Annotated in this window: 22 protein-coding genes; 13 read left to right on the top strand and 9 right to left on the bottom strand. The window is 67.5% G+C overall.

Annotated features, from left to right (window positions below):
* Window positions 1–75: 75 nt before the first annotated feature.
* On the top strand, window positions 76–2,370 hold the full coding sequence (gene katG, locus QRM96_RS11075) for a catalase/peroxidase HPI (protein WP_285319702.1): 2,295 nt from the start codon (window positions 76–78) through the stop codon (window positions 2,368–2,370).
* Here the strand turns inward: katG and QRM96_RS11070 are convergent.
* Window positions 2,277–2,516: a nuclear transport factor 2 family protein gene (locus tag QRM96_RS11070; protein WP_285319701.1), complete on the bottom strand. Its 240-nt coding sequence runs from the start codon at window positions 2,514–2,516 to the stop codon at window positions 2,277–2,279. The two genes, katG and QRM96_RS11070, sit on opposite strands and share 94 nt — an antisense overlap.
* Before the next feature lie 149 nt (window positions 2,517–2,665).
* Between QRM96_RS11070 and QRM96_RS11065 the strand changes: the two genes are divergently transcribed.
* Entirely contained in the window at window positions 2,666–3,205 is a 540-nt protein-coding gene (locus QRM96_RS11065; protein ID WP_285319699.1) for a GNAT family N-acetyltransferase, read from the top strand.
* Window positions 3,202–3,504 (top strand): antibiotic biosynthesis monooxygenase family protein, encoded by a 303-nt coding sequence (locus tag QRM96_RS11060; protein ID WP_109045655.1) that lies wholly within the window; start codon window positions 3,202–3,204, stop codon window positions 3,502–3,504. Before QRM96_RS11065 ends, QRM96_RS11060 begins: the two co-directional genes overlap by 4 nt.
* A gap of 167 nt (window positions 3,505–3,671) precedes the next feature.
* On the opposite strand, the gene QRM96_RS11055 is transcribed toward QRM96_RS11060, so the two are convergent.
* The 3 genes from QRM96_RS11055 to QRM96_RS11045 all read right to left on the bottom strand — a co-directional run bounded on the left by QRM96_RS11055 (window position 3,672) and on the right by QRM96_RS11045 (window position 7,426).
* The gene (locus QRM96_RS11055) at window positions 3,672–5,285 is read right to left on the bottom strand and encodes an AMP-binding protein (RefSeq protein WP_285319698.1); all 1,614 of its coding nucleotides are present in this window, start codon (window positions 5,283–5,285) and stop codon (window positions 3,672–3,674) included.
* Between the two features lie 136 nt (window positions 5,286–5,421).
* Entirely contained in the window at window positions 5,422–6,081 is a 660-nt protein-coding gene (locus QRM96_RS11050; protein ID WP_285319696.1) for a response regulator transcription factor, read from the bottom strand.
* Window positions 6,074–7,426 (bottom strand): sensor histidine kinase, encoded by a 1,353-nt coding sequence (locus tag QRM96_RS11045; RefSeq protein WP_285319695.1) that lies wholly within the window; start codon window positions 7,424–7,426, stop codon window positions 6,074–6,076. Before QRM96_RS11045 ends, QRM96_RS11050 begins: the two co-directional genes overlap by 8 nt.
* Before the next feature lie 165 nt (window positions 7,427–7,591).
* Between QRM96_RS11045 and QRM96_RS11040 the strand changes: the two genes are divergently transcribed.
* Complete coding sequence (locus QRM96_RS11040; protein WP_285319693.1) at window positions 7,592–8,695, top strand: FtsX-like permease family protein; 1,104 nt, start codon at window positions 7,592–7,594, stop codon at window positions 8,693–8,695.
* 26 nt (window positions 8,696–8,721) lie between these two features.
* Complete coding sequence (locus tag QRM96_RS11035) at window positions 8,722–9,426, top strand: ABC transporter ATP-binding protein (protein ID WP_285319692.1); 705 nt, start codon at window positions 8,722–8,724, stop codon at window positions 9,424–9,426.
* An 80-nt stretch (window positions 9,427–9,506) separates the two neighbouring features.
* Here QRM96_RS11035 and QRM96_RS11030 read toward each other — a convergent pair whose 3' ends face one another.
* Entirely contained in the window at window positions 9,507–12,461 is a 2,955-nt protein-coding gene (locus QRM96_RS11030; protein WP_285319691.1) for an exo-alpha-sialidase, read from the bottom strand.
* 149 nt (window positions 12,462–12,610) lie between these two features.
* On the opposite strand from QRM96_RS11030, the gene QRM96_RS11025 reads away from it, so the two are divergent.
* Window positions 12,611–14,329, top strand: a complete 1,719-nt coding sequence (locus QRM96_RS11025) for a sialidase family protein (protein ID WP_285319689.1) — start codon at window positions 12,611–12,613, stop codon at window positions 14,327–14,329.
* Between the two features lie 4 nt (window positions 14,330–14,333).
* Here the strand turns inward: QRM96_RS11025 and QRM96_RS11020 are convergent, their stop codons facing one another.
* Window positions 14,334–15,227 (bottom strand): DUF4862 family protein, encoded by an 894-nt coding sequence (locus QRM96_RS11020; RefSeq protein WP_018760919.1) that lies wholly within the window; start codon window positions 15,225–15,227, stop codon window positions 14,334–14,336.
* Window positions 15,228–15,378: 151 nt separating this feature from the next.
* Here QRM96_RS11020 and QRM96_RS11015 point away from each other — a divergent pair, with 151 nt between their 5' ends.
* From QRM96_RS11015 to QRM96_RS10985, 7 genes are read left to right on the top strand one after another with little or no spacing between them, the layout of a single operon-like run.
* The gene (locus QRM96_RS11015; RefSeq protein WP_285319688.1) at window positions 15,379–17,019 is read left to right on the top strand and encodes an ABC transporter substrate-binding protein; all 1,641 of its coding nucleotides are present in this window, start codon (window positions 15,379–15,381) and stop codon (window positions 17,017–17,019) included.
* A gap of 21 nt (window positions 17,020–17,040) precedes the next feature.
* On the top strand, window positions 17,041–17,997 hold the full coding sequence (locus tag QRM96_RS11010; RefSeq protein WP_285319686.1) for an ABC transporter permease: 957 nt from the start codon (window positions 17,041–17,043) through the stop codon (window positions 17,995–17,997).
* Window positions 17,998–18,000: 3 nt separating this feature from the next.
* Window positions 18,001–20,121 (top strand): dipeptide/oligopeptide/nickel ABC transporter permease/ATP-binding protein, encoded by a 2,121-nt coding sequence (locus QRM96_RS11005; protein WP_285319685.1) that lies wholly within the window; start codon window positions 18,001–18,003, stop codon window positions 20,119–20,121.
* Window positions 20,118–20,924 (top strand): ATP-binding cassette domain-containing protein, encoded by an 807-nt coding sequence (locus QRM96_RS11000; RefSeq protein ID WP_285319683.1) that lies wholly within the window; start codon window positions 20,118–20,120, stop codon window positions 20,922–20,924. Before QRM96_RS11005 ends, QRM96_RS11000 begins: the two co-directional genes overlap by 4 nt.
* 43 nt (window positions 20,925–20,967) lie before the next feature.
* Window positions 20,968–21,897: a dihydrodipicolinate synthase family protein gene (locus QRM96_RS10995; RefSeq protein ID WP_285319681.1), complete on the top strand. Its 930-nt coding sequence runs from the start codon at window positions 20,968–20,970 to the stop codon at window positions 21,895–21,897.
* Window positions 21,898–21,907: 10 nt separating this feature from the next.
* A complete protein-coding gene (locus QRM96_RS10990) occupies window positions 21,908–22,873 on the top strand; it encodes an ROK family protein (RefSeq protein ID WP_285319824.1) in 966 nt (321 codons plus the stop codon).
* The gene (locus tag QRM96_RS10985) at window positions 22,870–23,553 is read left to right on the top strand and encodes an N-acetylmannosamine-6-phosphate 2-epimerase (protein ID WP_109045645.1); all 684 of its coding nucleotides are present in this window, start codon (window positions 22,870–22,872) and stop codon (window positions 23,551–23,553) included. Before QRM96_RS10990 ends, QRM96_RS10985 begins: the two co-directional genes overlap by 4 nt.
* Window positions 23,554–23,559: 6 nt before the next feature.
* On the opposite strand, the gene QRM96_RS10980 is transcribed toward QRM96_RS10985, so the two are convergent.
* The 3 genes from QRM96_RS10980 to QRM96_RS10970 all read right to left on the bottom strand — a co-directional run bounded on the left by QRM96_RS10980 (window position 23,560) and on the right by QRM96_RS10970 (window position 25,955).
* Window positions 23,560–24,120 (bottom strand): hypothetical protein, encoded by a 561-nt coding sequence (locus QRM96_RS10980; RefSeq protein ID WP_285319679.1) that lies wholly within the window; start codon window positions 24,118–24,120, stop codon window positions 23,560–23,562.
* Window positions 24,121–24,349: 229 nt separating this feature from the next.
* Window positions 24,350–25,117: a glucosamine-6-phosphate deaminase gene (locus QRM96_RS10975; protein WP_285319677.1), complete on the bottom strand. Its 768-nt coding sequence runs from the start codon at window positions 25,115–25,117 to the stop codon at window positions 24,350–24,352.
* Between the two features lie 106 nt (window positions 25,118–25,223).
* A complete protein-coding gene (locus tag QRM96_RS10970) occupies window positions 25,224–25,955 on the bottom strand; it encodes a FadR/GntR family transcriptional regulator (RefSeq protein ID WP_018760909.1) in 732 nt (243 codons plus the stop codon).
* Between the last annotated feature and the right edge of the window lie 212 nt (window positions 25,956–26,167).

The following is a 26,167-nucleotide window of genomic DNA, read 5'->3' as shown; positions in this document are numbered from 1 at the left end:
CTATGTTCCAATGGGAGGGTTGCACCGGCTGCCCGAGTCCAACCGCGGCCTCGGCCCAACGGAAGGAAGAAGCACATGACCGAACGCCCAGACCATCCCCCGGTACCCGCTCCCGGAAGCGCACAAAGCCCGGAGCAGAATGCCGGGGACGGGTGCCCGGTGGCCCATGGAAGCGCCACGGCCCAGGGCAGCGAGAGTGAAAACCCGGCCATCGATACACCCCAGCCCAAGGGAAACCGGCCGCGGACCAACCAGGACTGGTGGCCCAACCAGCTGGACCTTTCCGTTCTCCACGCCCACGGGCGGTCCAGCAACCCGCTGGGACCTTCGTTCAGCTACCGCAAGGAATTCGAAAAGCTCGACGTCGAGGCCCTCAAGCGGGACATCACGGAGGTCCTGACCACCTCGCAGGATTGGTGGCCGGCGGACTTCGGCCATTACGGCGGCCTGATGATCCGGATGAGCTGGCACGCCGCCGGCACCTATCGCGTCCATGACGGCCGCGGCGGGGCAGGCGACGGAGGCCAGCGGTTCGCGCCGCTGAACAGCTGGCCGGACAACGCCAACCTGGACAAGGCCCGGCGGTTGCTGTGGCCGGTCAAGCAGAAGTACGGCCAGAAAGTGTCCTGGGCGGACCTGCTGGTCCTGGCCGGCAATGTTGCGCTCGAGTCCATGGGATTCACGACGTTCGGCTTCGCCTTCGGCCGGGAGGACGTGTGGGAGCCCGAGCAGATCTTCTGGGGCCCCGAGGACGCCTGGCTGGGCGATGAGCGGTACACCGGTGACGCGACGATGGCCGAGGACGTGGGCTCCACCGAGATGGGGTTGATCTACGTCAACCCCGAAGGTCCCAGGGGCAACCCGGACCCCGTGGCCGCGGCAGCGTTCATCCGCGAGACATTCAAGCGGATGGCGATGAACGATGAGGAGACGTTCGCGCTGATCGCCGGGGGCCACACGTTCGGAAAGACGCACGGCGCCGGTCCCGCCGACGCCCATGTGGGCCCCGAGCCGGAAGCTGCCGACCTGGAGTCACAGGGCCTGGGCTGGCTCAGCACCTACGGCAGCGGCAAGGGTGGCGACACCATCACCTCTGGACTGGAAGTGACCTGGACGGACCAGCCCACGCAGTGGAGCAACCGGTTCCTCGAGATCCTGTTCGAGTACGAGTGGGAGCTGGTCAAGAGCCCGGGCGGCGCCCACCAGTGGGTTGCCAAAGATGCCCCGGAGATCATCCCGGATGCGCACGATCCGCACAAGAAGCACCGCCCCACCATGCTGACCACGGACCTGTCGCTTCGTTTCGACCCCGCCTACGAGCAGATCGCCCGGCGCTTCCTGGCGAACCCGGACGAGTTTGCCCTCGCGTTCGCCAAGGCCTGGTACAAGCTGCTGCACCGTGACATGGGACCGGTGGGTCCGCACATGCTCGGGCCGTGGGTTCCGGAGGCGCAGCTGTGGCAGGACCCTGTTCCCGCCGTCGACCATGAACTGGTCACCGAACAGGACATCGCCCAGCTCAAGGCCAAGCTCCTGGATTCAGGCCTGACCATTCCGCAGCTGGCCGGGACGGCATGGTCCTCGGCCGCGACGTTCCGGAAGACCGATAAGCGCGGCGGCGCCAACGGCGCCCGCATCAGGCTGGAACCCCAGCGCAGTTGGGAAGCCGGCGAACCGGAGCAGCTGGCCACCGTCCTCCCCGTGCTGGAGCGCGTGCAGGAGGAGTTCAACGCGGCACAAAGCGGCGGCAAGAAGGTATCGCTCGCGGACCTGATCGTCCTCGGCGGCGCCGCGGCCGTGGAAAAAGCAGCCGCCGACGCCGGGTTCCCCGTCAAAGTGCCGTTCCGGCCCGGCCGCACCGACGCCACCCAGGAGCAAACCGACGTCGAATCCTTCCAATACCTGCAGCCCAGGGCAGACGGCTTCCGCAATTACCTGCGTGCCGGCGTAAAGCTCCAGCCGGAGACGCTCCTGCTGGACAAGGCGTACATGCTGGACCTCTCCGCGCCGGAGATGACGGTCCTGGTGGGCGGCATGCGTGCCTTGGGGACCAACGTGGGCGGCTCCAGCCACGGCGTGCTGACCGACAGGCCTCAGGTTCTCACCAATGACTTCTTCGTCAACCTGCTCTCGCCCGGCACCAAGTGGAAGGCCTCTGAATCGGAGGAAAATGCCTACGAGATCACGGATGCCGCAACCGGTGAGCTGAAATGGACCGCCACCGCGGTGGACCTGGTTTTCGGTTCCAACTCGCAATTGCGCGCCCTGGCCGAGGTTTATGCGAGCGAGGACGCCGGGGAGAAGTTCGTCAATGATTTCGTTGCCGCCTGGGCGAAGGTCATGGAGCTGGACCGCTTCGACCTGAACTGATTGGCCCGTGTTCCGGGCCGGCCGCCTGTGCGGCCGGCCCGGTAGACGGCATCAGGGGCGAACAGCCCCTTGAGGGTTTCCACGTCGCCCGTATTGAAGGCTTCGTAACCGCGCCGCACTACTGCCGCGTCTTCTTCAATTCCCATCTCGAACCCTTTCCGTCATCTTTCTCGGGGGTCCCAGCGATCGATTTTAAGTTCGGCCGTGTTCCGTTGTCCATGGCGAATGCAGGCGTGCCCGGCCCGTTGCTCCGGGCCCACCGCGCCCGCCCTTGGGGCTCGGCTACGATCGTTGAATGGCCCATCTCACCAGCCCCGACGCAACCCTGCACGCCTCGTGGATGGAGGCCGCCACGGAATTCGACGGAGCCCGCATGGATGGCGCCGGCCTTGACGGCTGGGCGCTGGAGGACTTCAAGGACCCCACCGTTTTTGCGCAGCTGGTCGGCACCCTCATCAACGACGCCAAACCGGAAACAGTGCGTAGACCCGGGTACGTCCCGTGCACCTACCTGTGGATCGTGGAGGGCACCACCGTCCTCGGCTCGCTGGCCATCCGGCACCACCTCAACGAGTTCCTCCTCAACGAGGGCGGCCACATTGGCTACAGCGTCCGGCCGTCGGCAAGGCGCCGCGGGCACGCTGCGAAGGCGTTGGCAGATGCGCTCCCGGTGGCCCGAACGCTCGGAATCGAACGGGTTCTCCTGACCTGCGACGAGGACAACTCCGGGTCACGGGCAACGATCGAAAAGAATGGCGGCCGCTACGAGGACACCCGCAACGGCAAGCGGCGCTACTGGATCGGCGTCGGGGAAACTGCGGGGCCTGCCAGGTGATTACCGAACACGCCCTGCTCCCGGTGCTGCCGGGCCGGGAAACGGATTTCGAGGCGGCCTTCAACCAGGCCCGGACGATCATCGCTTCAATGCCGGGTTTCCGAGCGTTGTCGCTTTCCAGATCGGTGGAGTCGCCGGGCACCTACCTGCTCCTCGTCGAGTGGGAGACCCTGGAGGACCATACCATCGGCTTCCGCGGATCCCCCGAGTACCAGCAGTGGCGCCAGCTGCTGCACCACTTCTACGAGCCGTTTCCGGTGGTGGAACACTTCGAGGCGGTGTCCTCCGCAGGACACTGAGTTAAGCAATATTGGGACAGCCCCCGCGCGAGTCTCGCTCCAGCGCGGGGGCTTCCAGTACTTCCTGCCGGGGAACTGGCCTGGAAGCACTTAAGAATTACCGGCCGGCGTGCGGCACCAACCCGTGTCCCGGACTTCTTTGGCCAATCTTGATCCAACCTTGAGCGCTAGCTGCCGGAGGAAGCGGCCCGCTGCTGCCGCAGGATGTAGCGCTGCAGCTTTCCGGACGGCGTCTTTGGCAGGTCCTCGACGAAGTGGATACGGCGCGGATATGCGTGTGCGGCGAATTGCGTCTTGACCAGGGCCTGGAGTTCAGCGACCAGGGCGTCGCTTCCTATGGTCCCGCCGGCCAGGACAACGTAGGCTTCCAGGACTTCTCCGCGCAGTTCGTCGGGGGCGCCCACCACGGCGCTTTCCGCCACCGCCGGATGCGTGGACAGGACGCTCTCCACCTCGAACGGACCAATCCGGTATCCGGCCATGATGATCACGTCGTCATCCCGGGAGGAGAAAAAGTAGAAGCCGTCCTCGTCCACCATGCCCGCATCACCGGTCAGGTACCACTTGCCGTCCGCGCTGAACCTCCCGGCCGTCTTCTCCGGCGCATCCTGATACCCCCGGAACCACATCATGGGGCTCCCCGCCACGTCTACGGCAACGCGGCCCAGCTCACCCGGCGCGGCCGGTTCGTCAGCATTGTCCTTGAGGACCGCGCAGCTCCACCCCGGCAGGGGCCGGCCCATGGAACCGGGCCGCAGCTCCGTCCTGACGTCGTCGTGCCAGGCGTTGATGATCATCATCCCGTGTTCGGTCTGTCCATAGTGGTCCCGCACCGGAACCCCAAGCATTTCCCGGGCCCAGCTGATCACCTCCGGGGTCAACGGTTCGCCGGCGGACGAGGCGCGCCGAAGGTGGAAAGGACCTGTTCCGGCGCCGGCTTTCGCGCGCATGGTGCGGTACACCGTGGGAGCAGCGGCGAAGTTGGTGACGGAAAAAGCCTCCAGCACCTTGAAGCTGAGTTCCGGGGAGAAACCCGGTCGCAGCAGCAGGTTCCGCCGCCCCGCCGCCATCGGGCCGAGGATCCCGTAGTACAGGCCGTAGGCCCAGCCGGGGTCTGCGGCATTCCAGAACACATCCTCCTCGCTGACGTCCAGGCCCAGTTCGACGTACTGGCGGAAAGCGGCCAACGCCCGGAGCGGCACCGGCACACCCTTGGGAGCGCCGGTGGTTCCGGACGTGAAGATCAGCACCAAAGCACCTTCACCGCCCACGGCTTCGGCCGCGATGCCGGGTTGTTGCCTGGCCAGGAGCGGGCCGAGCGCCACGTCGGGAAGGGAGGCCTCCGCACCGGCCACCACCACGGCGGCCCCGGTTTCCTGGATCTTCGTCCGCTGGTCGGGGTCGGTGATCACAGCCTTGGCGCCGGAGGCTGTGAGGCGAAGTTCGATGGCGGGCCACGCGAAGGCCGTGAACAGCGGGACATGGACTGCCCCGCGCCGCCAGATGGCCAGGAGCATGACCACCAGGTCTGCCGACTTGCCCATCAGGGTGGCCACGGCATCCCCGGGCCCAATCCCCATTTCCGCCAATGCAGCCGCTCCCCGCTCCGAGCGCTCCCGGAGATCCCCGTAGGTGATGTCCTCCGCAGAGAGGTCCGCTGCAACCACCGTAAAGGCGACGGCGCCCGGATCGTGGCTGTCGCACAGGAGCTCCGCTGCGCAGGCATCGGCCGCGCCGTAAGTGGCAAGAAGGGCATCAACGGCGGGAACCGGACGGGACATTCGTTCTCCTTTGAACAGCGTGGCACGGGGGCAGTGGAATAAACCTACTGCACAGTAGGGCCACCGGGCGTCCCCCGGCACTGTGTGGCAGGCACGCGGCAAGGTCCCGTGGCCCGACACGTCGCTCCATCAAAACTCAGCCCTTGGCGCCCGGCGGCCGGATGATGCGCCGCTGGGTGGCTGCGGCGATGGCGGCCGTGCGGTTGTCCACGCCGAGCTTGCCGTAGATGTGCACCAGGTGGGTCTTGACCGTCGCCTCCGAGATGAAGACCTGCCTGGCGATGGCCCGGTTGGACAGGCCGGTGGCCAACAGTTCCAGCAGCTGGACTTCCCGCGGTGTCAGTGAGGTTCCGGGGTTGCTGATCCGGTCCATCAGCAGTGCTGCCGCCCGCGGCGCCAGGGCCGTGCCGCCGGCCGCGGCCTGCAGCACCGCCTGCCGCAGCTGTTCCGGGGGTGCGTCCTTCAGCATGTACCCGCTGGCACCGGCCTCGACAGCGGCAAGGATGTCCGCGTCGGTGTCGTAGGTGGTGAGGATGAGCACCGGTGGAGCCGGGTGGAGCTTCCGGATCTCGGCAGTGGCGGTGACGCCGTCCATCCCCTCCCCCATCTGCAGGTCCATGAGCACCACATCCGGCATACCGCCCAGCGCTGCCAGCCGCGCCAGTTCGTGCAGCGCAGCCCTGCCGTCGGAGGCTTCAGCGGCAATGGAAATGCCGTCGAACCCCGTCAGCATGGCCCGCAGGCCGGCACGCACCACGGGATGGTCGTCCACCAGCAGGACCCGGACCTCACCCATCGCTTCCTCCCTCCAGCGGGGCAGCACCGTCCGAAACGGCACTGTCCACCGGCAGCCGGATGGCCACCACCGTTCCCTCCCCGGGTGCGGATTCCACCGCCAGCGAGCCGTTCAGGCCGTCAACGCGCTCCCGCAGCGAACGCAGCCCGAACCCGCTGCCGTCCGCAGCGTCCGGGGCACCGGCCGCACGGGACGGCTCAAAGCCCGTGCCGTCGTCGTAAATGTCCATGGTCACCTCCGTGCCAAGGAAGGCAAGGGTGACGACGGCGTTCGCTGCCCGGGCGTGGTCGCGGACATTGGCGAGGCTCGCCTGCGCCGCCCGCAGCAGGGCCACGCGCACAGGCTGGGGCAGATCCTGCGGCTCACCGTCCACCTCCAGCCGGCACCGCAGCGCAAGCCCGGCGGCTGCGGCGCCGGTCTCCGTGGTCCCGCACAGCCGGCGCAGGGCCTCCACCAGCGTGGTCCCCTCAAGGTGCGGCGACGACAGCCCGCGCACAAAGCTCCGCGCCTCGGCAAGGTTGTCCGCTGCGGCCTGCTGCACCAGCGCCAGCCGGGCGGCCGCCATCGGTTCGTCACCGTCGGCCAGCGACTGTTCGGCGGCCCTCCCCAGGAGCACGATGCTGGACAGCCCCTGCGCCAAAGTGTCGTGGATCTCCCGGGCCAGGCGCTCCCGCTCCGCCAGCACCCCGGACTGGTGCTGGGACCGGGACAATTCCTCGCGCGTGCGCCGCAGTTCGTCCGCCGCACGCCGCTGGTTCTCTGCCTCCCGGTAGAGGGCCGCGTAGGCGAGGCCGGTGATCACGGAGAACACCGCGCCCAGCACGGGCCCCACCACGGCGGCCGCAGGCGGGACCGGCGCGCCGCTCGCTGCCCACTGGGAGACGATCACCGCCGCGGTCATCAGGGCGATCGTCAGCAGCGCCGCGCGCCGCGGCAGCAGGTGCAGATGCAGGAAGAAGATGGGGAAGGCCAGCCAGGCGAAGTCCGCACTCCCGGCAAGCAGCACCGCCCACAGGGCCGTGACCAGGCCCAGCCACAGGAGGCCGTAGCGGCGGGGGTTGAAGCCGATCCTGGCTTCGGCGTGCCGCTTTTCCAGGACGGTCCCAGCCAGGTAGATGACGGCCAGGACGACGGCGGCTGCCGCCCACAGCCAGCGCAGCGGACCGCCGTCAAGGAACAACCGGACCAGGGCGACGGCCAACAGGACGGCGAACCCAGCGTGCAAGGTGACGCGCAGGACCCGGAGGATCGCGGCCGATGACGCATTTTCCAGGGCGGCCAGCGGCCCCTTGGCCGGGGCGCCGCCGGTTTTTTGCGGTGACGGCGGCAGGGGCGTGGCAGGCATTTCATCAGCTTATGCCGGGCCCGCCGGGACGGGATCAACCAAAAGGTTGACTGCGGGCTCAACCTTTCCATTCCCGCGGATCAACCGTCCCCGCGATGCCGCCGCAGGCTTCCGCCGGGAGAGTGGAAGGACAAGAGAATCCACCCTGCTGAGAGAAGAAACAACGTGTTCCTGGCAATCCGCGATATCCGCTTCGCCAAAGGCCGGTTCGCCATGATGGGCGGCGTCGTAGCCCTGATTACCCTCCTGCTGGTCATGCTGTCCGGCCTGACGGCGGGACTCGCCGAGCAGTCGACGTCGGCAATCGGCAAGCTCGGTGCGTCCGCCGCCCGGCCGGTGGACGTCATCGCGTTCGGCGCCCCCGGGGCCGGCACGCCCAAGGCGTCCTACACGGAAAGCTCCGTGACGGCCGGGCAGGTGGCCCGGTGGAGGAACCAGCCCGGCGTCCAGTCCGCCGAACCGCTGGGCATCACCCAGACCCGGGCGCAGGCGGCCGGCGGCGCGGGGACCGCCAACGTCGCCGTGTTCGGGGTCTCGCCGGGCAGCCCGCTGGCACCGGTGGAGGTATCCGCCGGGACCGCGGTGCTGGGCGCCTCGACGGCGGAAGCGCTGTCCGCAGGCCAGGGCGACAAGATCTCTGTTGGCGGCATCGAGTTGGGCGTAGCCGCCGTGGTGCCGGACCAGTGGTACGCGCACACCAGCGTGGTGTGGACTGCGTTGCCCGCATGGGCAAAGGTGGCGCACGTGTCCGACGGCGACCAGCTGGCCACGGTCATCGCCGTCACTTCCGTGCCCGGGACCGCGGTGGACGGGGCCGAGGCCAATGCGGCCGCAGGCACGGTCAGCGAATCCCGGACCGGATCATTCCAGGCCCTGGGCTCCTTCAAGAGCGAGAACGGGTCCCTGACCCTGATGCAGGCCTTCCTGTACGGGATCTCGTCATTGGTGATCGTTGCCTTCCTGACGGTCTGGACCATCCAGCGCACCCGCGACATCGCCGTCCTGAAGGCCATGGGCGCCTCCGGCTCCTACATCCTTAAGGACGCCATGACCCAGGCCGCGATCGTCCTCGTGGCCGGGGCCGCCATCGGTGGAGCAGTGGGCGTCGCCGCCGGTGCGCTGGCGGCCCAGGCTGCCCCGTTCCTGCTGAACGCCGGCACCACGGTGCTTCCCGTCGTCGGGATTGTTGCCCTGGGCCTGGCCGGCGCCGCACTGGCGGTCCGCCGCGTCACCAAGGTCGATGCGCTGCTGGCGCTCGGCGGCAACTGATCCGCCCTTACGAAAGGAACGCCATCATGTCCTCCCCCACCCCTGCTCCCCTGAGCCTGGTCGACGTCACCCTCGAATACCCCGATGGCGGCGGGACCACCACGGCCCTGGACCGGGTCAGCCTCACGGCCCGGGCCGGTCAGCTGGTCTCGCTGGTGGGCCCGTCCGGCTCGGGCAAGTCCAGCCTCCTGGCCACCGCCGCCACCCTGGTCCGCCCCACCCGCGGGCAGGTCCTCATTGACGGCACGGACACAGCCGGCCTCAAGGACAAGGAACTCACCGCCCTGCGCCGGGACAAGGTGGGCATCATCTTCCAACAGCCCAACCTGCTGGCATCGCTCACGGCCGCCGAGCAACTCATCATCAGCGACCACCTGCGGGGCAGGTCCGACAAGGCGGCCCGGGCGAAGGCTGCGGAACTGCTGGACGTCGTCGGGCTCGGTGGCAGCGCCCGAAAACTGCCGCACCAGCTCTCCGGTGGCCAGCGCCAGCGGGTGAACATTGCCCGGGCACTCATGGGCAATCCCAAAGTGCTGCTGGTGGACGAGCCAACCGCCGCCCTGGACCACGAACGCAGCGCCTCGATCATCGGGCTGCTGCGCCAGGTGACCACCGAGTTCGGGGTTGCCACTGTGATGGTCACCCACGACACCGAGTTCGTGCCGCTGACGGACCTGGTGGCCACCATGCGCGACGGCAGGCTCACCGCGCCTGTGCTGGCGGGAGCCTGAACACGGGCCTCACCCCGGATGGCCCCGGCGGGATCACCGCCGGGGCCATCCTCATCGATGCTGCCCGCTGGGCAGCCGGGCTAACCTTTCGGGGTCACCTGGAGCCGGTCGAACGAGACCTGCTTACCGTCCTTGTCCAGCACCACCACGTCATCACGGCCGTTTTGCACGCCGGCGGGCAGGATGAATTCCACCGTGTTGTCCGTGGTGGGGAAGATCCAGCCGATCCGGTAGCTGCGCTTGTTCAGGTACACGTAATACCACTGCCCGTAGTCGAGCCCCGCGAGGACCACTCTTTGGCCGTTGCGGTATTTGTCCGCGGTGCCGAGGTCGAACGGTGCCACCTGTCCGTCCAGGTCCTGCACCGCAAGCGCGGGAACCAGGTCCGGCTGGGCAGGCTGCACATTCAACTGGATGGCACCGCCGGTCACCGTGGCGGACACGCCTTTGGCACCGTTGTTTGCCGTGGCAGCGAACGTGACCGGTCCAAGCTTCCCGGCCGCGACGTCCGCGGCGGTCAGGCTGTACGACCGGGTGGCCGCCAGGGTGCCGCCCGCCGCCAGGTGCGGTGCCTCGATGCCGGCATCCGGGGCGTCCACATTGTCCAGGGAGACGTTTCCGGCGTTGCCCAAGGTGTAGGTGTACGTGATGGCGTCGCCTGCGGAGGCATAGCGGTCGCCGTCCCGGTCCGTCCACTCGGCCGCAACGGTGCCGTCAAGCCTGGCGTCCCGGACTTTCACGTCGGTTTCGCCGCCGTTCACCGCGTAGGTCCGGGTGGTCTGGCCGGCGGCACTGACCTCCCAGGTGGAGTCCGGGACAAAGAATCCCTGGTCCGCTTCCGCGGCCGTCACGGTGTGGCGGGGCGTGGCACATGTGTACCCCTGTCCGGCGGGAAGGACGCTGTAACGGCAGTTGCCCGGCCCCTCGGGAAGGAACGGGCTGAAGTTGCCGGCGGTGGGGACCACCTTTTCCACCAGCGGACTGCTGTTGGTCACATCAAATTTGTACGGGAACGCTTCGCCTGCCGTGTACGGCTGGGTGGCGAGGTCGCGGCCGGCGTCGTTGCGGCTGCCTGCGATGCCGGCGGACACCAGCCCGTCCCGCAGCGGCACCGCGGCCCCGCTGAAGGCAACGGTCTTGGTGAGCGTCGGCGTCGCGCTGGCCGTGATGCTGAAGGTTGCCTCGGGGACGAAGTAGCCGCGGTCGATGTCCTGCGCGGTGAGCGTGTGCTTGGCAGTGGTGCAGTTGTAGGAGGCGCCGGCGGCCAGGTTGTTGTACCGGCAGTTGGGCGCCGACGGCGGCAGGAAACCTGCATCGAAGTTCCCCGAGACCGGCACCGAGTTGGCCGTCACGTTCGCCGTGCTTTTGACGGCGAAGGTGTACCCCAGCACGTCGCCGGCTTTGTAGGGGTTGGCCGCCACGTCCCGGGCGGGTGCAGCTCCCGTGATGCTGAGGCCCACCTGCGGCGCCACCGGCACGGTGGCGGTGAACGTGGACTGCGAGACCCGGCCGTCCGCCGTCGTTAGCGCTGCGTTGAGGTTCTGCGGCCCGCTGGCCGTGGCCGCCGCAGTCAGGGCGACGTTGACGGCAACCGAGGCGCCGGGGGCGACGTCGGGCACGGGCACCGTGGTGGCGGACCAGCCCGTGGGGGTAAAGACGGTGGCGGTGGCCCCTGACAGGGTGGCGGCTTCCTGGTTGGTCACCGTGACCGCCACCTGCTGGGTGGCACCGGGCGCCGTGGTGACGGCGGGGACGGACAGCGGTGCGCAGGCGTAGTTGAGCCAGGCGTCGTCGAAGGTGGAGAACTGCATGTTGTCCGTGTAGTTCCCCTCGTAGAGAACGCCGAACCTGCCATCCTCCAGCCGGGTCACGGTGGAGTAGGCGGAGAACCCGGGACGGATGGTGCGCACCCCGGGCCAGGTGGCGCCGTCGTCGCACGAGACCCGGGCGGAGACGTTCTCGCGCGCGGTCTTGGAATTGGCGTTGGTGAAGACCAGTTTCCTGGCGTCCGCCGTGCCCGGGGCAGCGGTGGGGAACATGCGGGCGATGGAACCGTTGTTGGCCGGATCCGGCAGCTCCGTGTCCTGCGTGACGGGACCGTAGGTGGCCCCACCGTCGCTGGAAACAGCAACCTTCCGGTAGCCCTGGTTGGCGTTGTCCCGGGAGTTCAGCAGGACCCTGCCGTCGGAGAGCTCAACGGTCTTGTTCTCATCCATCCGGTCACCCACGTTGGCGCCCTTGTGCCAGGTGGCACCGTGGTCGTCCGAATAGACGCTGTACGCCTGGATTTTGTTCGTTCCATCGGCCTGGCGGACGTCACCGGCATACTGCTGGATCAGCCGGCCCTTGTATGGGCCGTACTTGAGCTGGATGCCTTCGCCGGAGGATGCGAAGTTGGACCGGACATCGCCCGCAACCGGGCTGGTGCTGCTGGCGCCCGGCTTGGTGACGTTGGTGATGAGCCGCGGCCCGGTCCACGTGAGGCCGCCGTCGGAGGATTCGATCACGGCGGAGGAAATGACGTTGCGGTCCGCGTCATCATTGCCGAACTGGCTGCCGCCGAATCCTTGGTCCTTTGAGTAGACGAAGAACGCAAAGACCTTGCCTGCCTCCGCGTCGTAGACGTAGGAGGGATCGCTGTAGCCGTATTTCGGCCCCGCGGCATCGGCCACGTGGCCTGCGGCAATCACCTGCACCGGCCCCCACGTGCGCCCGCCGTCCGTGCTGCGCCGCTGGACGATCGAGTTGGGGTTGGGCGCGTCCGCGGAGCTGCCCGGCCGCCCGTCCCAGGCCGCCAGGACCACACCGTTGCCAAGGTAGGTCAGCGCGGGGATGCGGTAGAAGAAGTTGTCCGCGGTGCGGTCGGACCCCAGGTTGGTTTCCTGGAAGTTTCCGGGCGGATTGGTGGGGCTGTTGCCAGGAATGGGCGCCGCCTGCGCCGCAACACCTCCGGCAAGCAGTGCCAGGGCCAGGGCGGCTGATCCGGCGGTTCTGCACAGTGTCAGGGGTGTGCGGTGTCTTTGGGAATGTGGCAAAGGGACTGACCTTTCTGGATGCCGCGGCGATGCGGCTCTCGGCAGGGCGTCGCCGTTCAGGACCTTCAAATGTTGTTCCCACTACGTACGACGTCCTACCAATGTAATGTGCCGACAGTCACAAAGCCAGAGGTGGCTATGCTGTAGATGTGACATCCCATCTCCTTCCCGCCACCCGCGCCGCACGCCCCGCCATCCCCGCCGCGCGGCCCGCCGTCGAGCATGTCCTGGCGGCCCGCGGCCGCGGCGGCTACCGTCAGTACCGGATCCCCGCCCTCGCCGTCACCGTCAGGGGGACACTGCTCGCGGCCTATGACGGCCGGCCCAACCTGGACGATCTCCCAAGTCCCATCGACCTGCTGATCCGGCGCAGTACGGACAGCGGGCGCACCTGGAGTGGCCAGGAAGTGGTGCGGACCGGAACCGGGCTGGAAGGATTCGGGGACCCCAGCCTGCTCGTTGACGCCGAGACCGGACGGATCTTCCTCTTCCACGCCGCCGGGACGCATGCCGGCTTCTTCGAGGCCACAGCGGGGATGGACCACCACGACCACCAGGTCCAGCATTGCGATCTCAGCATGTCCGACGACGACGGCCTGACCTGGCAGCACCGGCGCATTACGGCGGACCTCAAGGCAAGCAGCGGACGGGAGATCACGGGCATCTTCGCCGCGGCCGGCCAAGGGATCCAGGTCCACTGCGGCCCGCACCAGGGGCGGCTGGTGCAGCAGTATGTGGTGTTGAGCGGGGGCAGGATCATGGCAGCCTCGGCCTACAGCGACGACCATGGCGATACCTGGCGGCTTGGCCGGCTGATTGAGGGGACAGCCGACGGCGGCGCCCCCAACGAGAACAAGGTGGCCGCGCTCAGCGATGGCAGGCTGCTCCTGCACAGCCGGGCCACGCCGCAGCGCCTTGCGGCCGTCTCCGACGACGGCGGCCACAGCTGGAGCACGCCGGTTCCGGTCGCGGACCTTCCCGATCCCAGCGACAACGGTTCACTGGCCCGCTTCGACGGATTGCCGCCCGTCACCGGCCTCGCCGCGCCGGCCACGGATTCCTGGCTATTGGCCACCAACAACCAGGACCCCAATCTGCGCCGCAACACCGTGCTGAGCCTGTCGCCCGACGACGGCGCCACCTGGCCTGCCAAGCTGGTGCTGTGCCCGGGCAGCTCGGCGTACTCCACCGCCACCCGCCTGCCGGACGGCAACATTGGTGTGCTGTACGAACGCCAGGGCTACCGCGAGATCGTTTTTGCCTCGGTGCCGTCGGGCCAGCTCACCGGCCAGCTTTCGTCACCGGATACAGCAGGGCCCGACGCCGGCCTGCCGCCATCGGAGCCGGGCCTGGTCTTCGACATGGAGTTGCGGTCCATCACCCCGGGACTTCCCGACGTGTGGCAGAACGCCGGCGAGTTCCACGTGATGGCGCCAGGCAAAGACGGCTGGGGCGCCGAGTCGTGGAAAGAGATCGGCCAGGCCTACTCCCCCGACCAGGCCCAGGTCCTGGGCACCAGGGAGGCGCAGGACCTGAACTACGGCCCGGTCATTCCCGGGTACAAGGCCGGGGACATTCTGGCATTCACCGGAAGGGCCCGGAATGACGGCAGCCACACCGCCCGGGACGTGCGCCTGCACGGTCCGGGGGCAGGGGAGTTTCCGGCAACCGACCTCCCGCCGGGCCAGGAGGTTCTCTACTTCACGCCCACCTACACCGTGACGGCGGAGGACGTGGAACAGGATGCGTTTGAGGTTGCCTTTGCAGTGGAAGCAGCGGTGGGGGCCGGCAGGCGACAACTGTCCCGGACCTTCCGCTGCGACGTCGCGTCGGGAGCCATCACCGTGGCCGGGAGTACCGGGCGCTGAGCCGCTATTCCCCCACCAGGACCGACATGTGCCGGAGCCGCTCCACGCGTTCTTCCGGCGACAGCTGGTCAGGACCAAGCCCGACCTTGAACCCAAGGATGGGGAGCGGACCCGCTGCGGCAAGGCACCGGTCAATTTCGTGGCGGTTCAGCATGGAGCTGGGCGGGGCGCCCTGGATCTCCACTGCGGGGAGGTGCGCGTCGATCCACGCATAGCCGAAGCCGGTTTCCTCCGGCGAGCAGCCGGAAAAGACCAGGCCCTCGAGGACGCCTGCTTCACGGCCGAGCGACAGGTGTTCAACTGCCGTTTCAGGACTGCCTGATTCGATGACTGAGCGCGCCCAGTTAACGGTCACACCCACGCGCTCCAAACCTTGGTTCCGGAGCGAAACGGCGATGTCCACCTCTTCGGCAAAGGACAAGAACCCCTTCTCCGGACTTGCCCCTGGGCGTGGGGCGTCGCAGTGTTCGATCAGCACTCGCGCCGATCCCCAGTCCCACTCCAGGACTTCCTTGAGCGATTCCTCGAACCAGCGGGCGGAGGCGCCCCCGGTAGGCGCGGAATGGAGTTCAACAGCCTCCACCTCATGCCCGGCATCCTGCAGCCCGCGGGCATACTCCCGGACACCCGCCGCGAAGTCGAGGGCTTCCCGCCGGCCCGCCGTGTCAGCGGAGGCCAGGCCGAACGCCGCGTTGGCGGCCAGCCGCTGCATGGTCCCGGGGATGGCGGTGACCACCGCGGACCAGGCCTCCGGCGCCCCGGCGGGCCAGCCGGTCCCGCCATGCGGACCATAGGGAAGCTCAAGTCCGCGGATCGGGGAAATGGCAGCGAGGCCCCGGTAGAACTGCTCCTGCAGTTCGACGGGCTGGGCGGGGTAGGCGCCGACAATCAAGGACAAGGAAGCTCCATTCGCGAAGGGTATGGCGTCAGGCCAAGCGTAAATGCAAGAAACATTAGTCCACTTGACGCTGGCTGTGATGGGACTTACAGTTTTCCATACGAGCTAGGACATCCTACATCCGATAAACATCTCCTGAACGGTGAGGCCAATGAACAACATCAAGAACCTGCCGCTGGTCAATGACGCCAGCCGCCGGAACTTCCTCAAACTCGGCGGGGCCATGGGCCTGGCCGCAGCCTTTGCCAGCTCCCTGGCCGCCTGCGGTGGACCGGCCGCCACCACCAGCAGCTCAACCACCAACACCTCGCCGATCAACAAGGACCTCACCATCGAGGCCGGCATCTCCTACGCCCTCTCCACCGGCTTCGATCCCATTTCCTCCTCCGGCGCCACCCCCATGGCCGCCAACCTGCACGTCTTCGAGGGCCTGGTTGAGCTCCACCCGGCAACCCGGGAGCCCTACAACGCCCTGGCTGCAACTGATCCCAAGATGGTCAACCCCACCACCTACCAGGTGGCCATCCGCGAAGGCGCCACGTTCCACGACGGCACCCCGGTCACCGCCGAGGACGTGGTCTTCTCCTTTACCCGGGTCATGGATCCCGCCAACAAGTCCCTGTTCTCGCAGTTCATCCCGTTCATCCAGGACGTCAAGGCCCTCGACGCCAAGACCGTGGAATTCACGCTGAAGTACGCCTTCCCCGGCTTCGGACCCCGGATCTCTGTGGTAAAGGTGGTGCCCAAGGCGCTCACCAACTTCCCGGCCGGCTCGGACCAGCTGAAATCCTTCGATGCCAAGCCCGTTGGAACCGGCCCGTACAAGCTGGTTTCCGCCGTCAAGGACGACAAGATCATCTTCGAGGCGAACCAGGCCTACAACGGCCCCATGCCGGCACTGGCCAAGGGCATGACCTGGCTGCTGCTCTCCGATGCCGCCGCCCGCGTGACCGCAATGCAGTCCGGCCGGGTCCAGGCCATCGAGGACGTCCCCTACCTGGACATGCAGGGGCTCAAGTCCGCAGCCACCGTTGAATCCGTACAGTCGTTCGGCCTGCTGTTCCTGATGTTCAACTGCTCCGCCGCGCCGTTCGACAACAAGCTGGTCCGCCAGGCCCTGCACCACGGCCTGGACAAGGACTCCATCATCAAGAAAGCCCTGTTCGGCAACGCCAAGCCGGCCAGCTCCTACTTCCAGGAGGGCCACCCGGACTACGTCAAGGCCAAGAACGTCTACAGCTACGATCCCAACAAGGCTGCAGACCTCCTCAAGCAGGCCGGCGTCTCCAGCCTGGAGTTCGAGCTCCTCACCACGGACACCGCGTGGGTCAAGGACGTTGCTCCCCTGATGCTGGAATCCTGGAACAAGATCCCCGGTGTCAAGGTGACCCTCAAGAACCTGCAGTCCGGCGCCTTGTATACGGACCGCGTCGGCAAAGGCGACTACAAGGTGGTTGCGGCGCCAGGCGATCCGTCCGTCTTCGGCAACGACGCAGACCTCTTGCTGAGCTGGTTCTACGCCGGTGACACCTGGATGAAGAACCGCGCCTACTGGGGCTCGACGCCTGAGCGTGCCCAGCTCGTGGACCTCATGACCAAGGCCGGCCAGTCGTCCAAGGATGACGCCAAGAAGCTCACCGGGCAGATCGTGGACCTGGTCTCCGAAGAGGTGCCCCTCTACCCGCTGTTCCACCGCCAGCTTCCTAGCGCCTGGGATGCAAAGAAGCTCAGCGGCTTCAAGCCCCTTCCCACCACCGGAGTTTCCTTCGTTGGTGTGGGCCGCACCGCCTAGCCACACCAACCGGAGACTACATTGACCACGATATTGCGCCTCCTGGGCCGGAGGCTGGCAGCCCTGCCGCTGATGGTCCTGGGCATCACCTTGCTCGTGTTCCTCGTCCTGCAGGCCGCTCCCGGCGACCAGGCGAGCAGCGCCCTGGGCGAAGGGGCCAGCGAGGAAGCGAAAGAGCAGTACCGGCAGGCGAACGGCCTGAACGATCCGCTGCTGCTGCAGTACTTCCGCTTCCTTGGAAAACTCCTCCAGCTCGACCTCGGAGTCACCACTCCGCCGGCGAAATCCGTGGCAAGCATGATCGGCTCAGCCTTCCCCCTGACGCTGCAGCTGACGCTCCTGGGCGTCATCATCGCGGTCGTGGTCTCGCTGGTCTTCGGCATCATCGGCGCCTTGTACCGGGACAAATGGCAGGACCAGCTGGTGCGGGTCTTCTCCATCGCCGCGGTGGCAACGCCGTCGTTCTGGCTGGGCATCCTGCTGATCCAGTGGTTCGCCCTTGGTCCGGCTCCGCTGTTCCCGTCCGGCGGCATTGCCACCCCGGAATCCGGGTTCGGCGGCTGGCTCAACTCGATGGCGCTGCCCGCCCTGGCACTGGGCATCCCGGTCTCGGCTTCCCTCATCAGGGTGGTCCGCACCTCCATGGTGGAGGAGCTGGACCGGGACTATGTCCGCACCGCCATCGGCAACGGCGTCCCGTACCGGGAAGTGGTCTCCAGGAACGTGCTCCGCAACGCCCTGGTCACTCCGGTCACCGTGCTGGGACTGCGGATCGGCTACCTGCTGGGCGGCGCCGTCGTCATTGAAATGATCTTTGCGCTGCCCGGCATGGGCCAGCTGATCCTCAACGGCATCACCAACCTTGACGTGAACCTGGTGCAGGGCGTGGTCCTGACCATTTCCGTGACTTTCGTCCTGGTGAACATTGCCGTGGACCTCCTCTACCTGCTCATCAACCCCCGAATCAGGACCGTGTGACCCATGCGCAGCAAACTCGCTGAACGTCTGAGCGCCCCCGGACTTCGCTTCAAGGCCCTGCCCTGGGGCTCCCGCCTGGCCCTCTCCTTCCTGGTGGTGATCGCCCTCGCGGCCCTCTTCGCCCCGGTCCTGGCACCGCACGACCCGCTGGAGACCTTCCTGCCGGCCACGCCTCCCGGCGCCGAGCACTTCTTCGGCACCGACCGGCTGGGCCGCGACATCTTCTCCCGCCTGCTCTACGGTTCCCAGTCCTCGCTGATGATCGGCCTGGGCGCCGTGGCCCTGGCGGTCCTCGCCGGCGCGTTCCTCGGCTCGCTCGCCGCGACATCCAGCAAAGCCGTGAACGAACTGCTCATGCGCCTCATGGACATCCTCATGGCGTTCCCGGGCATCGCCCTGGCGGCGGTCCTGCTGGCGGCATTCGGCAACTCGGTGCCCACCATCATCGTGGCCATCGCCATCATCTACACCCCGCAGCTGGCCCGGGTGGTCCGCGCCAACGTGCTCGCCCAGTACGGCGAGGACTACGTCCGGGCGGAACGGGTCATCGGCGCCGGCCGCTTCTACATCCTGGCCAAGCACATCGTGCGCAACACCGCGGCCCCCGTCCTGGTGTTCGCCACGGTGATGGTGGCCGACGCGATCATCCTCGAAGCCTCGCTGTCCTTCCTGGGCGCCGGCGTGCAGGATCCGGCCCCGTCGTGGGGCAATGTGATCTCCTACGGCCGCAACTTGGTCCTCTCCGGCGGGTGGTGGGCCACCACTTTCGCCGGCCTCACCATCCTGCTGACCGTGCTGGCGCTGAACATCCTGGCCGAAGGACTCACCGATGCCATGGTGAACCCGCGGCTCCGCAAGGCACCTGCGGTGAAGGACGACGACGGCGCTGCGGCATCGGTGGCCGGCGCGGCTGTCGCCGCGGTGGACACCGAGGTGGCCACCTCGGTTGCGCAACCCTCAGTCGTAGAGGAACACGAGCTCGACGGCGTCCGCGAGGCAACAACTGCGAATGCCGGCGAGCGCGAGCTGGCCCATTCCGCCCTGCTGACCGACCGCCGCGCGGCGGCCGCCACCCCGCACGCCCTGCTGGACCGCGAGCTGGAACTCCTCGCCGCCGTCGAGGCCACCCGCACCGACCGGCTGCCCCAGGTCCCCGCCAACACCCGCACCGTCCTGGAAGTCAGGAACCTGTCCATCCGGTTCCCCGGCCGCTTCGGTGACACAGCCATCGTGGACAACGTCTCCTTCACCGTCCGCGAAGGCGAAACCATGGGCCTGGTGGGTGAATCCGGCTGCGGCAAGTCCATCACGTCGCTGGCCATCATGGGCCTGCTGCCCAAGACAGCGAAGATCACCGGTTCCATCACCTTCGACGGCAAGGAACTGCTGGATCCAAAAACCGGGCACAGCAACGTCAAGGCCTACCAGGGGCTTCGCGGCGAACAGATCGCCATGGTCTACCAGGACGCGCTCAGCTCGCTGAACCCGTCCATGAAGATCAAGGACCAGATGACGCAGCTGACCCGCCGCGGCGGCCGGAAGACACCGGCCGAACTGCTGGAGATGGTCAAACTGGACCCCGTCCGCACCCTGGCCAGCTACCCCCACGAGCTCTCGGGCGGCCAGCGCCAGCGCGTCCTGATCGCCATGGCGCTCTCCCGCTCGCCCAAGATCGTGGTGGCAGACGAACCAACCACCGCGCTGGACGTTACCGTCCAGAAGCAGGTGGTGGACCTGCTCAACGAACTGCGGGAGCAGCTGGGCTTCGCCATGGTGTTCGTCAGCCACGACCTGGCGCTGGTGGCCTCGCTGGCCCACCGGATCACGGTGATGTACGCCGGCCAGGTGGTTGAATCCGCCCGCGCCTCCGAACTGCTGCGGAACCCGAAACACGAATACACCCGCGGCCTGCTGGGTGCCGTGCTCTCCATCGAAGCGGACGCTGCCCGCCTCCACCAGATCCCCGGCACCGTGCCTTCGCCCCAGGATTTCGCCAGCGGCGACCGCTTCGCACCCCGGTCGCTGCGCAGCGATGCCGACCCCAACCAGGCACTGGTCCTCACCGCCGTGGGCGGGGACTCGGACCATTACTGGGCCAGCCACCTTAAGGAGGACGCCAAGTGAGCGTATCCACCGGCAAACCGGTCATCGAACTCAAGGACGTAAAGGTCCATCACCGCGCACGCACCGGGGGGCTCTTCCGGCCCAACATCGTCAAGGCCGTCAACGGGGTTGACTTCACCATCAGCCGCGGCGAAACGGTGGGCATCGTTGGCGAATCCGGGTGCGGCAAGTCCACCCTGGCCTCGGTCCTGGTGGGGCTGCAGGCGCCCACGTCCGGCGAGGTGCTGTTCCACGGCAAACCGGCCATCAAACGCAACGCCGCCATGCGAAAGGAGTTTGGCCGCGCCGTCTCCGTCGTCTTCCAGGACCCCGCCACGGCACTGAACCCGCGCATGACCATCCAGGACATCCTGACCGACCCGCTTCAGGTCCACGGCATCGGCAACGCCGCGTCCCGGGCCGCCAAAGTCAAGGAACTCCTGGCGCTGGTAGGCCTGCCAGCCTCCGCGGCGGAAGTAACGCCGTCGCAGGTTTCCGGCGGGCAACGCCAGCGTGTTGCCATCGCCAGGGCCTTGGCCCTTGACCCGGACATCATCGTTGCCGACGAACCCACCTCGGCGCTGGACGTGTCCGTCCGCGCCCAGGTGCTGAACCTGCTCTCGGACCTGAAGACCCAACTGAACCTGGGCATGGTGTTCATCTCCCACGACATCCAGACCGTCCGCTACGTTTCCGACCGCATCTGCGTCATGTACTTCGGCGAAATCGTGGAGGAAGGACCGGCGGCCCAGGTGTTCGACACCCCCCGGAACGACTACACCCGCAAACTCCTCGGTGCCGCACCCAGTTTGCTGCACACCTGAAATTTTCAACCCCACCTCTTACAACCACGCATTGGAGTTTTCCGTGTCTTCCCAGTTCTCGGGCGTCATTCCCCCTGTCGTCACCCCCCGCCACGCAGACGGCAGCATCGACACCGCCTCGCTGCAGAACCTCACCAAGCACCTGCTCGACGGCGGCGTGTCCGGGCTCTTCGTCCTGGGCTCCTCAGCGGAGGTGCCTTACATGACCAACGCCGAACGCGCACAGGTGGTCAGCACCATCGCCGAGGCGAATTCTGCTGCTGGCGTAGCCCGCGTGCCCCTGATCGTCGGCGCCAACGAACAGACCACCAACCGCGTCATCGAGGAAGCCAAGCGGGTGGTGGACCTTGGCGCGGATGCCATCGTGGTCACCTCCATGTACTACGCGATCGGCAACGCCGAGGAAACCGAAACGCATTTCCGGAGCATCCATGCAGCCGTTGACGTCCCGGTCTTCGCCTACGACGTCCCCGTGCGCACCCATTTCAAGCTCCCCACCGACCTGCTGGTCCGGCTGGGCCGCGACGGCGTCATCGCCGGCGTCAAGGACTCCTCCGGGGACGACGTCGCCTTCCGCCAGCTCCTGCTCGCCGCCCGTGGCATCGACAACTTCGACATCTTCACCGGACACGAAGTGGTGGTGGACGGTGCCCTGCTCGGCGGCGCACAAGGTGTTGTTCCGGGCCTGGGCAACGTGGATCCCCGCGGCTACCGCAACCTGGTGGACGCTGCAGCTTCCGGCGACTGGGCGAAAGCCGCCGCCGAACAAGACCGCCTGGCCGACCTCTTCGAGATCGTCTACACCCCCAACGGACGAGTCTCCGGAGGGGCGGCCGGGTTGGGTGCCTTCAAGACGGCGCTGCAGCTCATGGGCGTCATCGAATCCAACACCATGAGCGCACCCATGCAGGCGTTGAACGAAGAAGAGACCACCGCGATCAAGGTCATCCTCGAACGCAACGGCCTGGTGTAAAACGCTGGTGATGTACGCCGTTGGTGTTGATCTTGGCGGTACCAAGACTGCAGCGGGAGTGGTCTCTGCCGCGGGGGAGGTTCTGTTTTCGGAGACCATCCCTACGCTGAACCGTGACGGCGGGTCCGCCATCCTCGATGCCACTGCTGCGCTGGTTACCGCGTTGATTGGCCGGGCCCGCAAAGAGGGCCTGGCCGTGTCGGGGGTTGGAATCGGCTCCGCCGGTGTGATCGATTCCGCCCGCGGCGTGGTGGTCTCGGCCACGGATGCCATCCGGGGCTGGGCCGGGACGGCACTGACCGCAGGCCTGGCCGCCCGGCTGGACCTGCCGGCGTCGTCCGTCCGGGCAGTGAACGATGTCCACGCCCACGCCCTGGGTGAAGCCTGGACCGGAGCGGCCGCAGGGACTGCAAGTTCATTGCTGGTGGCGTTCGGCACGGGCGTTGGCGGCAGTTTCGTGGTGGACGGCCGGCCCGTCCTGGGACACCGGCATGCCGGCGGACATGTGGGCCATTTCGCCTCACCGCACGCCTTTCACGGGGGCGTTGCGCTGGCGTGCGTCTGCGGCGGGTCAGGGCACGTCGAAGCGATCGCCTCGGGCCCGGCCCTCCTGGAGGCCTACCTCCGGCTGGGTGGCACCGCCCCTGCCCGCGACGCCCGCGGCGTCTTCGCCCTGGCCGGCGCCGGCGACACCACTGCCGCCAAGGCCATCCACACCTCCGCTGCGGCCGCCGGCCAGGCGGTGGGCGGCCTGGCCAACATCCTCGATCCCGAAATCGTTGTGGTCTCCGGCGGCCTGGCCGATGCCGGGGAGCGGTGGTGGGAGCCCATGCGGGTGGCGCTCCGGGCTGAACTGCTGCCGGCGCTGGGAGACCTGCCGGTGGTACCCGCGGCCCTGGGCAATGCCGCTGCCCTTGTGGGCGCGGCCCGCCTGGTTCTTCTGCCCCTCCACACCAGCCAAGGAAGCACTCCATGATCCTGTCCCCCGAAGCCCTGGAATCCCTGCGGGGCCGGCTCATCGTGTCCTGCCAGGCCTACCCCGGCGAACCCATGCGGGATCCCCGCACCACCGCCCAGGTGGCTGCCTCCGCCGTGATCGGCGGCGCCGCGGCGGTCCGCGTGCAAGGCCTGGCAGATATCCAGTACACGCGCGCCGCCGTCGAGGTTCCGGTCATTGGGCTCTGGAAAGACGGGCATGACGGGGTCTTCATCACACCCACGTTCAGGCACGCCCTGGCCGTGGCCAACGCCGGCGCCCACGTGGTGGCGGTGGACGGGACCCGCCGTGACCGGCCGGACGGCCTGACCCTGGCGCAGACTGTCGCCGGGATCCACCAGGAATCCCACGCCCTGGTCATGGCGGACTGTGGTTCGCTCCAGGATGCCGCCGCCGCCGTCGAGGCCGGTGCGGACCTCATCGGCACCACCTTGGCCGGTTACACCGGCGAGCGCCCCAAGACCGCCGGCCCGGACCTGGAGTTGCTGGCGGATATCGCAGCGGCCGGTTTCGGTGTCCCGCTGATCGCCGAGGGCCGTGTCCATTCGCCGGCGCAAGCCCGGCAGGCCCTCGACGCCGGCGCCTTCGCGGTGGTTGTGGGCACGGCCATAACGCACCCCGCCACCCTCACCGGCTGGTTCGTGGACGCCTTGGCCTAACCGCGGCTAACCGGTCTTTTGCAACGTTGCGTTGCGGGTCAGCAGTTCGGGAGCTTGGGGCTGCCGCGGTTCAGTGAAGGGCATGACCAGCAGGTTGCGGTGCAGGGTGACCCAGCCGTCCCGTTCCATCGGGCCGTGATCAAACTGGTCGGGGACAAAGAGAATGTCCCTGCCGTCGGGGTCCTGCACTTCCGCCAGGATGTCCCGGCCGTCGGGGATGTAGTCGCAGGCCTCCCAGTAGGACACCTGGTCCAGGTCATACTTCCCCACCAGGCATGCGACGCCTGACGTCCTGGCCGGCGCGGCGTAGTAGGTCATGGACTCATAGGAGGCGAGCTTCCGGGATTCACGGATGACCGCTTCGCGGTCCTCGTCCTGGATGGCCTGGATGGCGTCGCTCTTGGTCAGCTGCCGTTCCAGCACTGCCATGGTCCCGGGCGTTGCCATCAGGAAGTGCGTGTAAATAAGCCAAAGACCCGCGCAGGTACCCACGCCCACCACGGCGGAGAGGGTGATGATGAGTTTCCAGAACAACGTCAACGGTTGCGCCTGCCGTTTGGCGTTCATGGATGCCCGCTGCCGAGGTCTCCGTGCGCCGGACGCACGGCTGTGACGGACTCGGTGATATTCAAGCGCTGCCCCCTCAGGCTGTTGATCTTCCTGCACGCTACACCGTGCAGGCGGCGCCCTTTTGCTTTGCCTTCGTGTCGCAGCCTTCGCCGTCGTGCCGCAGCAACGGGCCGACGGGCAGGATCCTGTGGTGGCGGCCGGGCGGCCGGGACACGGAGGGACGGTCCTAGACGCCAACAGCCTCCCGGGGAACGCGCACGGGAACCTGGCCGCTGCCGGGAGCCAGCAGTGCCGCCGCGGCTTCGTCTGCCACCACCGTCACGTGCTGGTGGAGTTGCAGCGCGGATGCGGGGCAGTCCTCCGAGACCTCGCCGTGCAGGGCGCGGGCGAGGATGCCGGCTTTGTCAGTTCCGGCCACCACCAGGAGCAAGTGCCGGGCCTCGAGGATGGTTCCGAGTCCCTGCGTGATGCACCGGCGCGGCACGTCGGATTCGGACGTGAAGTACCGGGCGTTGGCGGCGCGCGTGCGTTCGGCCAGGACTTCCACCCGGGTGCGGGAGGAGAAAGCGGATCCTGGTTCGTTGAAGGCAAGATGCCCATTGTGCCCGATGCCCAGGAGTTGCACGTCCACCCCGCCGGCAGCACGAATGGCAGCGTCGTAGTCCTCGGCTGCCTGCCCGGGGTCCGCCGCGTTGCCGGCGGGTACCCGAACGAGCGCCGGGTCCATTCCCAGCCGTTCGGTCACCTCCCGCCGCACCACCTCGCCATAGCTCTGCGGGTGTCCGGCAGGCAGCCCGACGTACTCGTCCAGGGCGAATGCGCGGACCCCGGACATGTCCAGCCGGTGCCCCGCAAGGGCTGCGTAGGCAGGAAGCGGAGAGCCTCCGGTCGCCACGCCCAGCACGGCGGCTGGCTTGGAGCGGACGACGGCGGCAAGAATCCCGGCGGCGACCACACCGGTGGCGGCGGCATCGGGAACGACAAAGATTTCCAAGGCTGGGCTTTCTCGTAAGGAAGGACTTAAGCAGGGCATGCGGCAGCCGGGCCGGCCGGCGTAGGGCCGCCTGCCGCGGAAGCGTGGTGGATCCGGGTTTGCGCCGCTAGGCGGACGCGACGTCCTTGAGTTTTTGGCGGATGCCGTCGAAGTGGCGCTGCAGGCGTTCGGCCGCGAGCGCCTTGTCCCGGTTGGCCACGGCCTCGTAGATGTCCCAGTGGATCCGGGCCTGTTCCTCCAGGTTGACCGGCCCCGATCCCAGGGCCTCATGGATCTGCCGGTAGACCTGCCAAAACACATCCATGAGATTGATCAGGAGTTCGTTGTTCAGGGGGGCATAGAGCTTCCGGTGGAATTCCGCGTCGTGCTCGGCCAGCGGCTCACCTTGGGCTGCGGCGGCCTGCATGGCCTCCATCGAGGACTTCAGGTCCGCGAGGTGTTCCTCCGTCAGCAGGTCGATGGCTGAACCAATCAGCCCTGACTCGAGGGCCTGGCGCACGTCGATGAGCTCCATGGCTTCTTCGCCTTTGTGCCGAAGGGACAGCCGGCCGCGGAACGTCAGTCCGGAAACCAGGGCGCTGAAGTTGTTGGGTGCCACGAACATGCCAAAGCCATGGCGGATTTCGATGACGCCGAGGGCTTGGAGGACCTTGAGGGATTCCCGGACGGTGTTCCGCCCGACGCCGAGCTCTGCGGACAGCTCGCTCTCGGTGGGCAGCGCATCGCCAACATCCAGGCCACGTTCCAGGATGAGCTCCATGATTCGGGTCTGGAGGGCATGGGACCGGATTTGTGCACTGAACCTTGCGGGCGGTACCGCTGCGGATGCTACTGTCACGTCATCTCCTTTGACCGCACCGGGCGGCGGCCTCTCGTCTTCCATTAGTGTACAGGAGATGGGACGTCCTTCGTCTTATTTCGTTCATGCTTCCGGGAGCACGCACCACAGACCACCTTCGCCTCATGGTGCCCCGCGCAGAATTGATCCGATCTTGAGGCAAATCTTGCACCCCCTAGACATTTGAGGTCCACGCTGGAGGTATCAGACAA

Source organism: Pseudarthrobacter sp. lyk4-40-TYG-27, assembly GCF_030209295.1.
GTDB lineage: Bacteria > Actinomycetota > Actinomycetes > Actinomycetales > Micrococcaceae > Arthrobacter.
This window is presented reverse-complemented; position numbering and strand designations above follow the sequence as displayed.

Bases quoted from the DNA above. Each gene is read 5' to 3' on its own strand.
- QRM96_RS11070 (WP_285319701.1), bottom strand. From the start codon at position 2,516: ATGGGAATTGAAGAAGACGCGGCAGTAGTGCGGCGCGGTTACGAAGCC.
- QRM96_RS10990 (WP_285319824.1), top strand. From the start codon at position 21,908: ATGTACGCCGTTGGTGTTGATCTTGGCGGTACCAAGACTGCAGCGGGA.
- QRM96_RS10980 (WP_285319679.1), bottom strand. From the start codon at position 24,120: ATGAACGCCAAACGGCAGGCGCAACCGTTGACGTTGTTCTGGAAACTC.
- QRM96_RS11035 (WP_285319692.1), top strand. From the start codon at position 8,722: ATGTCCTCCCCCACCCCTGCTCCCCTGAGCCTGGTCGACGTCACCCTC.
- QRM96_RS11050 (WP_285319696.1), bottom strand. From the start codon at position 6,081: ATGGGTGAGGTCCGGGTCCTGCTGGTGGACGACCATCCCGTGGTGCGT.
- QRM96_RS11005 (WP_285319685.1), top strand. From the start codon at position 18,001: ATGCGCAGCAAACTCGCTGAACGTCTGAGCGCCCCCGGACTTCGCTTC.
- QRM96_RS11045 (WP_285319695.1), bottom strand. From the start codon at position 7,426: ATGCCTGCCACGCCCCTGCCGCCGTCACCGCAAAAAACCGGCGGCGCC.
- QRM96_RS11065 (WP_285319699.1), top strand. From the start codon at position 2,666: ATGGCCCATCTCACCAGCCCCGACGCAACCCTGCACGCCTCGTGGATG.
- QRM96_RS11015 (WP_285319688.1), top strand. From the start codon at position 15,379: ATGAACAACATCAAGAACCTGCCGCTGGTCAATGACGCCAGCCGCCGG.
- katG (WP_285319702.1), top strand. From the start codon at position 76: ATGACCGAACGCCCAGACCATCCCCCGGTACCCGCTCCCGGAAGCGCA.
- QRM96_RS10985 (WP_109045645.1), top strand. From the start codon at position 22,870: ATGATCCTGTCCCCCGAAGCCCTGGAATCCCTGCGGGGCCGGCTCATC.
- QRM96_RS11055 (WP_285319698.1), bottom strand. From the start codon at position 5,285: ATGTCCCGTCCGGTTCCCGCCGTTGATGCCCTTCTTGCCACTTACGGC.